Annotated in this window: 11 protein-coding genes and 1 pseudogene; 3 read left to right on the forward strand and 9 right to left on the reverse strand. The window is 65.6% G+C overall.

All coding sequences use genetic code 11. The features are described 5' to 3' along the window. Positions 1-176 precede the first annotated feature (176 nt). The 3 genes from DMB80_RS16165 to DMB80_RS16175 all read left to right on the forward strand — a co-directional run bounded on the left by DMB80_RS16165 (position 177) and on the right by DMB80_RS16175 (position 4,566). Entirely contained in the window at positions 177-1,217 is a 1,041-nt protein-coding gene (locus DMB80_RS16165) for a glycosyltransferase family 4 protein (protein WP_205538725.1), read from the forward strand. After that, a complete protein-coding gene (locus DMB80_RS16170; protein WP_111510791.1) occupies positions 1,204-3,381 on the forward strand; it encodes an amylo-alpha-1,6-glucosidase in 2,178 nt (725 codons plus the stop codon). Before DMB80_RS16165 ends, DMB80_RS16170 begins: the two co-directional genes overlap by 14 nt. Before the next feature lie 120 nt (positions 3,382-3,501). Next, complete coding sequence (locus tag DMB80_RS16175; protein WP_162938559.1) at positions 3,502-4,566, forward strand: hypothetical protein; 1,065 nt, start codon at positions 3,502-3,504, stop codon at positions 4,564-4,566. A gap of 6 nt (positions 4,567-4,572) precedes the next feature. Here the strand turns inward: DMB80_RS16175 and DMB80_RS16180 are convergent, their stop codons facing one another. The 9 genes and pseudogenes from DMB80_RS16180 to DMB80_RS16220 form a co-directional block, all read right to left on the reverse strand. Further along, complete coding sequence (locus tag DMB80_RS16180) at positions 4,573-5,595, reverse strand: hypothetical protein (RefSeq protein ID WP_111510793.1); 1,023 nt, start codon at positions 5,593-5,595, stop codon at positions 4,573-4,575. Between the two features lie 191 nt (positions 5,596-5,786). Continuing rightward, positions 5,787-6,326, reverse strand: a pseudogene (locus DMB80_RS16185) (type 1 glutamine amidotransferase domain-containing protein); the annotation flags it as partial. A gap of 70 nt (positions 6,327-6,396) precedes the next feature. Next, positions 6,397-7,551 (reverse strand): low temperature requirement protein A, encoded by a 1,155-nt coding sequence (locus DMB80_RS16190; RefSeq protein ID WP_240431223.1) that lies wholly within the window; start codon positions 7,549-7,551, stop codon positions 6,397-6,399. A gap of 17 nt (positions 7,552-7,568) precedes the next feature. Further along, positions 7,569-8,144 (reverse strand): hypothetical protein, encoded by a 576-nt coding sequence (locus DMB80_RS16195; RefSeq protein ID WP_111510794.1) that lies wholly within the window; start codon positions 8,142-8,144, stop codon positions 7,569-7,571. 20 nt (positions 8,145-8,164) lie between these two features. Then, positions 8,165-9,313, reverse strand: a complete 1,149-nt coding sequence (locus DMB80_RS16200) for a zinc-dependent alcohol dehydrogenase (protein ID WP_111510795.1) — start codon at positions 9,311-9,313, stop codon at positions 8,165-8,167. Between the two features lie 345 nt (positions 9,314-9,658). Continuing rightward, positions 9,659-10,834 (reverse strand): zinc-dependent alcohol dehydrogenase, encoded by a 1,176-nt coding sequence (locus DMB80_RS16205; RefSeq protein ID WP_111510796.1) that lies wholly within the window; start codon positions 10,832-10,834, stop codon positions 9,659-9,661. Then, positions 10,831-11,325 (reverse strand): hypothetical protein, encoded by a 495-nt coding sequence (locus tag DMB80_RS16210; RefSeq protein ID WP_111510797.1) that lies wholly within the window; start codon positions 11,323-11,325, stop codon positions 10,831-10,833. The genes DMB80_RS16205 and DMB80_RS16210 overlap by 4 nt, the downstream gene beginning before the upstream one ends. Beyond that, the gene (locus DMB80_RS16215) at positions 11,322-11,897 is read right to left on the reverse strand and encodes a type 1 glutamine amidotransferase domain-containing protein (RefSeq protein WP_111510798.1); all 576 of its coding nucleotides are present in this window, start codon (positions 11,895-11,897) and stop codon (positions 11,322-11,324) included. The genes DMB80_RS16210 and DMB80_RS16215 overlap by 4 nt, the downstream gene beginning before the upstream one ends. Before the next feature lie 52 nt (positions 11,898-11,949). Beyond that, positions 11,950-13,128, reverse strand: a complete 1,179-nt coding sequence (locus DMB80_RS16220; protein WP_111510799.1) for a glutathione-independent formaldehyde dehydrogenase — start codon at positions 13,126-13,128, stop codon at positions 11,950-11,952. Positions 13,129-13,219: the final 91 nt, after the last annotated feature.

Genomic DNA, 13,219 nt, shown 5'->3' on the forward strand with positions numbered 1-13,219 from the left:
CCCCCCCCCCGCGCCCGCCCCCCCTTCATGCCCGACCTGAGCCATCCGGTGCGGACGCGTAAGCCCCAGCGATGCAATCGATTATGGCCACACTGACCCGCCGGTACTACCGTTTCCCGTGGTTTTGGTTCCGACGGGTCGGTGTCTGGGCAGCCGCGCAAATCCACTATTGCGCTATGAGACTCGGACCTTTGAAAATCGGCATCATCGCGCCCCCGTGGGCGTCGGTGCCGCCTCCGGCCTACGGTGGCACCGAATCGGTGGTATCAGAACTCGTCGCGGGGCTGGCAGCGGCCGGCCAGGAGGTCATCCTCTACGCCACCGCCGACAGCACTGTTCCTGTACCTCTCGTGCGCGCCACCGCACGATCGACGTGGGACCGGATAGGCCACGGGGAAGTCGAGTTGCCTCACGTGATGGAGGGTTACGAGGCGCTCACCGGATGCGACATCATCCACGATCACACGCTGCTGGGTCCATCCTGGGCCCTCGCCAGTGGTCACCACCGCGTCGTCACCACTTCGCACGGACCTCTGAACGGGGAGCTCAATGCGATCTACCGTCGTTACGCCAAGCGGATCCCGGTCATCGCCATCTCTCGCGACCAGGCGCAACGGGCACCGGAGGTCATGGTGGACCGGGTGATTCATCACGGCCTCGACCCGGCGTCGTACCCCGTCGGCAACGGCGACGGCGGATTTCTTCTGTTCCTGGGCAGGATGACACCCGACAAGGGAGTGCGACAGGCCGCCCTCGCTGCACGCGCTGCGGGCCGGCGCCTGGTCGTCGCCGCGAAGTCTCGTGAGAATTCCGAGCAGGCCTATTTTCACGATCAGGTCGAGCCGTTGCTCGGCGACAACGTCGAGTTCATCGGTGAGGTCGGCGGACAGGAGAAGCTGGAGCTCTTGGGCGCGGCCACAGCACTTCTCAATCCCATCCAATGGCCAGAGCCCTTCGGACTCGTCATGATCGAAGCACTGGCCTGCGGCACGCCCGTGATCGCCTCCCCCACCGGGGCGGCACCCGAAATCGTCGACGACGGCGTCACGGGCTTCTTGTGCAGCGACGGTGACGCCCTCGTCCGCGCCATAGGCAACGTCGATCAACTCAGCCGACGTGCGTGCCGCGACGCGGTGGTCAAGCGATTCTCCACCGACCGCATGGTCAGAGACCACCTCGCGCTGTACCGGGAATTGGTGAGCGATGACGTTCGTTGACGGCGAAGAATGTGCCGCCGGCGCTTGGGCGTCAGGCACCGGCCCACCGGTCACCACCGACGTCGGCGCGGTCACCTTGTTGGAAGGCAGCACGTTCTGCATCTCCTCCCGTTCCGGCGACGTGGCGCGTGACCGACCGCACGGCCTGTTCATGGCGGACACCCGCGTCCTGTCGTGTTGGCGGCTGGCGATCGACGGTCAGCCGGTCGAAAGCCTCTCCACCGTGCAGGAACCCACCGAACCGTACCGGGCCACCTTCATCGGACGCACCCCGCCTCGGCGGTGGGCCGCCGACAGCACCATGCTGGTGCTCCGTACCCGCCATATCGGCGACGGGATGCGGGAGCACATCGTGCTCCGCAACTTCGGGCCCGAACCCGTAGGGATCACACTGACGGTGGCGGTCGACAGCGACTTCGCCGACCTGTTCGCCGTGAAGGAGGGACGAGTCACCGCGCCGCATGGAATCACTGTGGATCTCGGATCGGACTCGATGACGTACACGATGACCGCACCGGGCCACTCCCATGTCGCCCGCATCACCGCAACCGGCGAACCGACCGTCACGCCAGGCAGATTCACCTTCGAGGTCCTGGTGCCAGGGCGAGGCGAGTGGTCCGCGTCCCTCGATGTCACCACGGCCTCGCCGCACAGACAGGCCGAAGACCCGCACCGTCCTGGTGCGCCGCTCGACGTCAGCGCGCCCGAGCGCAGGCTGCGGGCGTGGCGGCTGTCCAACCCGGTGGTCACCACCCCCGATGCGGCTTTCAACGCAGCCCTGAGGGCCGGAGCCGAAGATCTCGGCTCCCTGCAGATCGACGACCCCGAACAGCCGGGATGTCCGATCCTCGCTGCCGGGGCGCCGTGGTTCATGGCTCTTTTCGGGCGTGACTCGCTGTTGACGGGATGGATGGCGCTCGGGCTCGATCCGCGTCTCGCATTGTGCACGCTGCGGACATTGGCACGTTTACAGGGCACCCGGATCGATCCGCGCAACGAAGAGCAGCCCGGCCGGATCCTCCACGAGGTTCGCCTCGGCCGAGAAGCCAAGATCGCGTTGGGCGGCGGCACCACCTACTACGGAACCGTCGACGCCACACCACTGTTCGTCATGTTGCTGGGCGAACTCGACAGGTGGGGCGCACTGCCCGATGGGGATCGCCGATTTCTGGTCGCGGCGGCTGACCGTGCGCTGGAGTGGATCACGGAGTACGGCGATGCCGACGGGGACGGGTTCGTCGAGTATCAACGGCACACGGACAGCGGCTTGCTGAACCAGGGCTGGAAAGATTCGTTCGACGGCGTGACACACGCCGACGGCCACACTGCCGTGCCGCCCATCGCGCTCTGTGAGGTTCAGGGCTACGTGTATGCGGCGTACCTGGCCAGAGCCGCCTTGGCCGAACACGATGCCGACCTGGACCTCGCCGCGTCGTGGCGTGTGCGGGCAGCCGAGCTCAAGGAGGCCTTCAATCGTGCGTTCTGGATGCCCGAGGTCGGCGCGTACGCCCTGGCGCTCGACGGCGCCAAGCATCAGGTCGATGCCGTCGCGTCCAACATGGCCCACTGCCTGTGGACCGGAATCGCCGATGACGACAAAGCAGCTGCTGTGGCGGCGCATGTGGCTGGACCTGCCATGAGTTCGGGCTTCGGAATACGAACGCTGGCGGCGACCATGACCGCATACAACCCGATGAGCTACCACAACGGTTCCATCTGGCCGCATGACAACGCCATAGCCGTCGCGGGTCTGGCCCGCTACGGCTTCCTCGAAGAGGCACAACGGATTTCCCTTGACCTGATCGACGCCTCCGTGCACTTCGGTGGCCGATGGCCCGAGTTGTTCTGCGGTTTGGACCGGACTGCATTCCCCCGTCCGGTGCCCTATCCGACATCGTGCTCGCCGCAAGCATGGGCATCGGCGGCCCCCCGACTGCTACTGAGAAGCCTGTTGCAGTTCAATCCCGATGTGCCGCAGGGCACTCTCGAGATTTCTCCCGCGCTTCCCGATCGTCTGCTCCCGTTGCGCCTGGAAGGCATGCCGCTGGCGGGAGCACGCATAGACATCGCCGTCGGCACCGACGGATCGGTTGAGATCGACGGTTTACCAGCCGGTATCGAACTCGAGACCGATCGCCGTCAGCGTGTCCACGATGCTCGATGAGCCGTTCGGCCCCGTCCCGCGAGGACGAAAATGCGGCGTTCGGATGGCGCCTCTGTGCCGGTGCATCGTGCGACGACGGCGGGAACCATGAAGGGCGTGAGTCACAGTCATCCACGGCACGTGTCACCTGTTCGAACGGTCGCGGTGATCTGCGATCCCGAGGGCGCGTCCGCTGAGATCGCCGATCACCTCCGCCGGGAGCTGCCGGCGAAGATGACCGAGTTGCACGGCGACACAGCCTTGTTCGAGATGTGTGTCCATCGAAAACGACTTCCCATCGGTAAACAGGGTGGTCAGCAGACGTTGGTCAAGCACGCGGAGGAGATGAAACGGCAGAACGGCTGGGACGCTGCCGTCTGTGTGACGGACCTGCCCTTGTGCGGTGAGAACAACGAGCCGCTGGTCGCGGACTTGAGCGCTGACAGCCGCGTCGCGGTCCTCTCGCTTCCAGCGTTCGGCGCTCCCAGAGTACGGCGGCGAGTCACCGAGGTGACGGCCCAAATCCTGCAGGAGCTGCTCCCCACTGATCACGGGCCGGCGGCATCTTTTGCCCGGCGGGACCTACCCGGGCCCTTCCGCCTCATCAAGCCCGAGAGCCGCGACATCGACGCGCAGGTCGTCGCCACCCGCGGACTGTGGCGGCAACTCGCCGGCATGGTCAGGGACAACCGCCCATGGCGCTTGCTGCTGGGCCTGCGGCGGGGTGCCGTCGCTGCCCTGGCTTTCAGCGTTCTCCTGCTCATCAATCCGACGGTGTGGCAACTAGGCATCGGGCAGAGCTCGTTGCGTCTGCTGATCATCTCGCTGTGCGTGGTCGCTGCGATGGTGGCCTGGCTGATCTTCTATCACCATCTCTGGGTGTTCGGCGACGAACCCGAGGAACGCCACAAGGTGTTTCTGTTCAACGCATCTACCGTTCTCACGTTCGCGCTCGGCTTGACCATGGCATTCATTGCCCTGGCCGTCGTCAACTTCCTCGGCGCACGAATGTTGCTCTCAGACAACGTGCTCGCGCAGCAGCTCGGTTCGCCACCCGGCATCATCGAATACATGAAGTTGAGCTGGATGGCCACCGCGGGGGCGTCAGTCGTCGGCGCGCTGGGGACCGGGTTCGAATCCGAGGACGATGTCCGCGAGGCGGCCTACAGCCAGCGCGAGGCCGAACGAGGCAAAGAGTGGCAGTGAGTCGCATCAGCCGTCAGCCTTGTCGTCATCTTCATCGAACCGCTGCTGCTGGCGCGCACCATACGCGGCTTGCTTGACCGCCCTGTCATCCTCGAGACCCGATCCCAGTGCCCCACCCAGCGTGGCGATGGCGGCCACCAACCACGCCAGTCGGAGAAAATCCGGCACACCCACGGGATGGCCGAGGTTCTGCTCCAACATCTGCGGGGGCAACGTCCACCATGCCGTCACCAAGAGCAACACGAAACATGTCGCGTGCAGGACGACGACGCCGATCGTCAGTGTCAGGACCGTCGACGCGTTGTACAGAACGGCGCGCTCCCGCTCGGTCGGTGACCTCGGCCGCTCCCAGAGCTTGTGGTTGACGATCAGCCACCCCACCATCGCCGCGGTGGCCAACACCGTCGTGACACCGATCCGCCAGGGGCCCATCGTCGACGACAGCTGCCAGATCGTCGGGTAGGCCAAACTGACCGCGCCCGTGGCGAATGTCGCCATCAACACACGCGACAACCCGGCCGCCAGCTTCCACGGTCGGTTCGCGTAGATCATGCCCATCAGCAGACGTGCCCGCGCGAACCGTGGCGACGCCGCGTAGCGCACCACACCGTTCCCCTCGGTTCTGGTCAGCCGGCCTGGGACAGTGGGATCCTCGACTTCTTCGGCGACTTCGGCGATGACCGACTCCACCATCGCGCGCACTCGTCGACTGACGAACAGACCGCCCACGCTCGGAACGGAGATCACGCCGAAGCGCTGCGGGATGCTGATGTCGGCGACCACCGGCTGAGTGCCGTCGCGGCGCGGCAGATCGGTCACATAGACGACAACGTCTTCGCGTTGGCTCGCCGGGGCCACTTCGTCGAGAACCTCGGTCAGCGCGTCCTGCTCGGTGAGCCGGTACGTGCCTGTGTGCACCGATACCGTCAAATCAGCGTTGGCCTCACTGTGCTTGAGCTTTTTGCACAGGTCCTCTGCCAGGGCGGCTGGAGCACCGGGATCGGCGACCAACAGAACAGAGGACGCCATCAAGCCACCTTCCGAATCAGTTTCCGCGCGCGCAGAGGTGTCGCCAGCGCAGCCACCGCCGCGCCGGCCAGTGCTGCGGCCGAAGGCTTCGGCGACCATCGCAGTGCAGCCACCGCCCAGCCGATCGGCTTGTCCAGTGCCGGGTCCGAGCTCGTGACGATCGGCGCGGTCTGCAGTTGACCCGCCCCTTCGGCAAAGGCATCGAGCATCGCCGGCACGAACGCTCTCAAGTCCTGCGGTCCCCGGCTCGTGATCAGATTGCGATCCCGGACGACCTCACGATCGAGCCACGTCGCGCCGGCATTGACCAGATCGTCCCGGATACCGGGCCACGATGTCAGCGTGCGCCCGGTCAGCAGCCCCGCCGACGCCAGCACCCATGGGCCATGACACAGCGTCGCTATCGGCTTCCCACTGTGGTCGAACGCACGCACGAAATCCCGTGCTGCAGCGGACTGCCGCAGGAGATCGGGGTTGATGAAACCTCCGGGAAGGAGTAGTCCGTCGTAGCTGTCCGGGTCGGCGGCGGTGACGACCTTGTCGACCCCGACCCGGGTGGCGGGCATGTGGAGGTTGACCCCGCGAATGCGGCCTTCACGCAGGGAAACTACGTCGACTTTCGCGCCGGCCAATTGCAGGGCCCGCATCGGAATGACCAGTTCGACCTTTTCGAACCCATCCGCAGCCAGCACCGCGATCTTTCGCCCCGAGAGGCGTCGTGAGTGTGCCATCATGTTCCTTTCAACTATCCTGTAGCAGTTGTCGTTTCGATTTCGAGTTCGTTCCGCGCGGCACGTTCGGTCAGCGCACCTGCCCGGCCACGCCCGTACCGATACGAGGTTGCTTCCACAGTTCCCAGGCCAGCCGGACCCATCCGATGCCGGTGAGCAGCGCCAGCGATGCGATTGCCGGAAGGTGGAGCAGCACCGGCAACACCGCAGCGGCAGCGCACCCCGTGACGGCGCGGTCCATGGGCACCTGGTGGTGATCTCGCCACCGGTACGCGACATCGCCGAGGTAGAACAGCGCCATACCCCCCGACAGAGCAATCGCAGGCAGCGTCGGGAGCGGGTCCGAGGTGTGGGCAACGGCGGTGTGCGCGCCCACTGCGAACAGAATGACGCCGGCCACCATCGGTAAATGCAGGTAGCTGTAAGCGTCTCGCGCCAAGTCGGCTCGTTCGTCACCCGTGACCTGTTCGAGCCGCTTCTCGGCTCCCTCCGCCAGACCGAAGTAGGTCCACCAGAAGGTTGCCATGATGGCAACCCCCATGACGAGGGCAGCGATCACCGCAGCACGATGCAGATCCTCTGCCCCGGAACCCAATTCGACGATCGCCTCACCCAGGACGATGATGATGATGGACCCGTGACGGGAAACGAAGTACGACGGCGACACACGAAATCCGCCCATGCCGAACACAGCCGGCGCACCGTAGTCGATCACCGCCGCCGCGACCCACAGCACCTCGCGGCCAGGTGAGTCCACGAACGCGGCCGCCACGATGCAGGCCGGTGCGGCGACCAAGCAGGGCGCCAGTCGCCACACACTGCGCCGCATCTCCGCGTTGTCGCCCGACGAGTACGCCACGAGCTTCACGACGTGAATCACCCGCACCACCAACAGGGCCAGTCCGAACACCAGCGCAGCGGACGAGAACGCCATCGGCAGCGCCGCCGCAGCGACCAGCATCGCAGCCATCGCCGCGATCACCACCGCCTGGTGCCGGACTCCCTGGCTGTCGAAGGTGTTGATCAGCCAGGTGTATCCGACCCAGGCCCACCACACCGCGAGCAGCGCGAGCGCCGCCCGACCGAACCCGGCGGGAGACAGATCCTGCAACATCAACTGCGTGACCTGCGACATCGCGAAGCTGAACACCAGATCGAAGAAGAGCTCGAGGTTGCCTTCCGATGTGGCCTCTTGCGTCGTGGTGTCTGTGTGGTCGTCACTCACGGCTGAGCCCCGATGCGTTACTTGCGACGCCGGAAGATCCTGCGCAGCAGATAGATTCCGAGGACCCAGGGGCCGGCGACGATGACGGGGTCGATCCACATGTGCTTCACGTCGACGCGCTTGTTTCCGGTTCGGGACTTGATGCCGTTGTGGGTGAATTCGGCCTTGAAGCCGGTCTCGGTGATCGGGTTGTCGGGCCGAAGGGAGACCAGGGAACGCAGGTGGTGTTCGGCTGCGTCGACACGATCGGCGTACAGCAGGATCATCCAGTGCGCGGCGCGGCCCTCGCTGTATTTCTTGTACGCGAACTTGCGCAGTGCTCCGGCCAACCCGCTGGGTGGCTGCGCGGTACCGAAAACCGGGGTCAGGAAGCGATGTTCGACCGATCGTTCCCGTGGCCACTTCTCGGGCTGGCGCTCCGGGAAGTCCCAGTGCGCGCCGGTGTCGAGAAATTTCAGCTTGGGCACCGAGGGGCGATCAGCCTTGTCGAGGTCGGCGCCCCACCCGGGGATCCGGGCCCGTAGTGCCTCGCTGTCCGGCACCGGCGGATGGTCGACCGTGTAGGCGGGCACTCGTGGCGATGTCTGAGTCATGGCAGTTCTCCTAGGTCGGATCAGTTGTGGTTGACGACGACGACTGGCTTGATGATGTTGTCCAGTTTCGACGAGAAGATGTGATAGCCCTCGGCGATGTGCTCCAGTGGGATGCGATGGGTGACAATGTCATTGGGCTTGATGTAGCCGTTCTCGATGTGTGACCACAGTCGAGGCCACTGCCGTTTCACCGGGGCCTGGTTGGTGTGGATGGTCAGGCCCTTGTTCATCGCGTCGCCGAACTTCACTGCGCTGAACATCGGACCGTAAGCGCCGATCACCGAAATGGTGCCGCCCTTGCGCACAGAGTCGATGGCCCAGTTCAGCGCAATCGGCGAGCCGCCCTGCATCTTGAGCTTGGCTGTGGTGACGTGCTGGAGGAGGTTGCCGTCGGCTTCGGCACCGACCGCATCGATGGCGACATCGGCGCCGAGAAAATCGGTGGCTTTCTTCATCTCCAGCACGATGTCGCCGTACTCACCGAAGTTGTAGGTCTCGGCATGGGCGAAGGTGCGGGCTTTCTGCAACCGGTGCTCCAGGTGGTCGATGACGATGACGCGCCCCGCCCCCATCAGCCATGAACTCTTCGCCGCGTAGAGACCGACCGGTCCCGCGCCGAACACGATGACGGTGTCCCCTTCGACGATGTCGCCGAGTTGTGCACCGAAGTAGCCGGTCGACAGGGCATCGGTGCACAGCAACGCGTCTTCGAGCTCCATCCAGTCCGGGATCACCGACGGACCGACGTCGGCGAAGGGCACCCGCACGAACTCGGCCTGACCGCCGTCGTATCCACCGCAGGTGTGCGAGTAGCCGTAGATGCCGCCCACCGCGGTGGCGTTCGGGTTGACGTTGTGGCAATTGGAGTACAGACCCCGGGCGCAGAAGTAGCAGGACCCGCAATAGATGTTGAACGGGACCATCACCCGGTCTCCCGGCGCAAGGTTCTGCACAGACGAACCGACCTTCTCGACCACGCCGACGAACTCGTGCCCGAAGGTGTGCCCGATTCGGGTATCGGGCATCAAGCCGTGGTAGAGATGCAGGTCCGATCCGCAGATGGCGGCGAGCTCCACCCTGACGATGGCGTCGTTGGGATGCTCGATAGCCGGGATGTCTTTGTCCTCGACACGGACTTTGTACGGACCGCGGTATGTCATTGCTTTCATTGCGCCTCCTGGAGGATCGGTGTTCGGCGCGCCACATACCCGGCACCCATGCGGGAAAACGGACCTCCGGTGGCGAAAAGCAGCACGGAAGTTCGACCTGGCGGGACGTGGACCGTCAGCGGGACCTACCGGCGAGCGGGCTGTGTGGCTGTGGTCAGCGCGCTAGCGGTGGGCGTTCTGCCCGCTGGATTTCGCGCGCACACCTTCGGCCACGCGTGCGTCGCACGCGTGGCCGAAAGATGCGCTTGTGACTCGCGAACAGGCCGTGGTTCACGGGTGCTGTCACGCAGTCGATCTCACCGAAAGCCCCGTCTTACTTCTCGCAGCAGCCCGCTTGCGTCGTCGTCACTTGCTGGGCTGGAAGACCGCGCGAACGCAGCCGTCCACCTTCTCCTTGAACATCCGGTAGCCCCGCGGGCCCTCGTCCAGCGGCATGACATGGGTGGCGAGATGTTCGGTGTCCAGCTCCCCGTCCGCCATGTGCTGCAAGATCCTGGGAATGTAGCGCTGACCATGCTGCTGCGCTCCACGCACAGTCATGGACTTGTTCATGATCGCGCCGACCGGGAACTTGTCGACGACACCACCGAAGACGCCCAGGATGAACATGCTGCCACCCTTGCGGCACGCGTACGCGGCCTCACGGAGCGCGGTGGGGCGATCGCTCTGCAGGCGCAGCTGCTGTTTCACCTGATCGTAGAGATACGCCGGCCCGGTGCCGTGTGCCTCCATGCCGACGGCCTCGATCACCACGTCGGGGCCACGGCCGCCGGTGCGCTCCTTCAGCTCGGCCAAGACGCTGTCCTTGGAGTAGTCCAGCGTTTCAGCGCCGATGTATTGACGAACCTGCCCGAGCCGTTCCGGGAACCGGTCGATGACGATGACCTGCTCTGCGCCCATGAGCATTGCGCCGCGCGCAGCCATCTGCCCCACCCCGCCGGCGCCCCACACGGCGACGATGTCGCCGGGAGCGACGCCGGCGCCGTCGGCGCCGGTCCACCCGGTGGGGGCGGCGTCGGAGGCGAACAGCGCCGCCAGGTCCGAAACTCCGTCCGGCACGGTGAATGCGCCGTGGTCGGCGTACGGCACGCGAATGTACTCGGCGTGACTGCCGGCGTAGCCACCCAGCGCGTGGCTGTAGGCGAAGCAGCCGCCGATCGCAGAACCCCACATCGCTTCGGTGAGCGCGGGGTTGGGATTGCCGTTGTCGCACAACGAGAAAAGCTGATTCTGGCAGTACCAGCACTGGCCGCAGGCGACGAACGAGCAGACCACGACCCGGTCACCCACCTGATGGTTGCGGACTGCCGAGCCGACCTCCACCACCTCGCCCATGAACTCGTGTCCCAGTACGTCGCCGGCGCGCATGGTCGGGATGTAGCCGCCGAGCAGGTGGAGGTCCGACCCGCAGGTCGTCGACAACCTGACCTGGAGGATGACGTCGTGATCGTTGAGGATCGTGGGGTCGTCAACGGTCTCCACCGACGTCTCGTTGACTCCTGTCCAACAGAGGGCCTTCACAGGACTCCCTCCCCACCCGCACGGCGGGTCGCCAAGTCGACCAGTTTGCCGGTCGGGGCGGCGCTGCGGGTGCCGTGCGGTGCGGGGTCGACCCGCAGCACCTCACCCACCTCGATGAGCTGTTTGGCTTGGCGCAACGCCGATCGGAGCTGTTGGCGCGGGTCCTCCCCCGACACACGGCTGGCGACCGAGCCGAGCCCGCCGGGCTCCGCCTGGCGTAGCCGCGCGGCGAGTTCCGTGCCCTTACCGCCGGGGGCTGTGCGGACGTGCACCTCGATGCGGTCGCCGAGCGCGGCGAGAGGTTCGGGCACCCGGCCGCCCGGCATGACCTCCTCCGCAGGCCTGTTGATCGTCACACTGCGCCACCGCGATCGCGGCTCGGGGTCCCCGGCCCCAGACGTTTCGCCACCGAGTCTGCGCTGCAGCTGGCGGGCCAGCTGACCGGCGGCGTCCAGACCGGCCTGCGCCACCTTGCCGACAGGGGTGCTCACGAGCCGCTCCCCGCGCCGGCGGGCTGTGCGGCCGAACTGAACAAATCCACGATCGCCGCGCAGAAGGCCGGGAGGTCGTCCGGGGACCGGCTGGTGACCAGGTTCCCGTCCCGCGCCACCTCCTCGTCGACCACGTTGGCGCCGGCGTTGCGCAGGTCGGTGCGGATGCTCGGGTAGGAGGTGAGCGTCCGGCCGCTCGCGACGCCGGCCTCGATCAGCGTCCATGGTCCGTGGCAGATCGAAGCGACCGGCTTGCTCGCGGACATGAAGTCGCGGACGAACGCGACCGCTGCGGAGTTCATTCGCAGCTGGTCCGGATTCACCGTGCCGCCGGGCAGCAACAACCCGTCGTAGTCGTCGGCCGATGCCGACTCGACCAGGCCGTCCACGGAGAACGTGCCTGCCGATTCCAGGTCGTGGTCGCGCGCTTGAATTTCGCCGTCGTGCAACGACAGCAGATCGGTGGTACCTCCGGCGTCGTGTACGGCCTGTCTCGGCTGTTCCAGCTCTACCCGTTCCACGCCGTCCGCCGCCAGGATCGCTATCCGCTTGCCGCGCAATTGGTCTGCCATTGTGAGTTCCTTTCGTTGCCTGTTGTCCGTACTGGTGAGTGCGGTCGACGCGTCAGTGCGCGCCGGCCCCGACCTTCTGCTTGCTCGAGCCGTTCGGGTGCAGCACGACCTTGGTCCAGCCCTCGTCCCGGCTGTCGAAGTGCTGGTACGCGTCGGGGCCCTCGTCAAGGGAGAGGTTGTGCGAGACGATCCAGGACGGCTTGACCTTGTCGCCGGCGATGAGGTCGCGCAGGCGCCGGTTGTACCGCTTGACCGGACACTGTCCGCTACCCAGGGTCTGGCCCTTGAACCAATGCAGTCCGTAGTCGAAGGCCACCTCGCCCTTCTTGGCCAGTTCGTCCGCGCCGCCGGGATCCTGCGGGACGTACACGCCGACGGAGCCGATGCCACCGGTGAAGCGAACCGACTTCACCAAACTGTTCAGCGTCATGTTCGGATGCTCGGTGCCCTCGGGATCGTGCGCCTGGTAGCCCACGCACTCGCAACCGCGGTCCGCGCCCAGGCCCATCGTTTGATCCATCACGAATTCCACCGGGTCGACTTTCGAATCGTCGATGGCGATGGCACCGATCTCCTCGGCGAGCCGCAGCCGGTCAGGATGGCGATCCACCACCATCACCTTGGAGGCGCCCTTGACCGTCGCGGAGAGGGCCGCCATGAGACCGACCGGTCCAGACCCATAGATCACCACAGAGTCACCAGGAACCACCCCGGCCAACTCGGTGGCGTGATATCCCGTCGGGAAGATGTCCGCCAGCATGACGTAATCGTTCTCTTTGTCCACCGAATCTTCGGGCAACCGAAGGCAGTTGTGATCGCCGTAGGGCACGCGCAGGAATTCCGCCTGGCCGCCCTGCCACGGCCCCATGTCGGCGAAGCCGTACGCCGCCCCGGCCATCTGCGGATCCGGCTGGGTGGTGAGGCAGTAGTTGGTGAATCCTCGCTCGCAGTTCTTGCAGAACCCGCACGACACGTTGAAGGGTATGGCTACCCGCTCACCGACCTTGACCTTGTCGACACCGTCGCCGACCTCGACGACTTCTCCGAGGTTCTCGTGGCCGAAGCAGCGGCCGGTCTCGAAGTCGGTCCTGCCTTCGTACATGTGCAGATCCGAGCCGCAGATGTTGGTTGCGGTGATTTTCACCAACACGTCGGTGGGCCGTTCGATCTTTGCGTCCGGCACATCCTTCACGCTGACCTGGCGCGGTCCGTCGTACACGATTGCTTTCACAGCGAGCCTCCTCGGTTTGGATTGCGGCGGGCACATGCCCGGCTGTAGAGGCCGCAAACGTCCGATATACGCATGCTCTTCACCGTGGGTT

Source organism: Mycobacterium kyogaense, from assembly GCF_003254575.1.
Taxonomy (GTDB): Bacteria; Actinomycetota; Actinomycetes; order Mycobacteriales; family Mycobacteriaceae; genus Mycobacterium; species Mycobacterium kyogaense.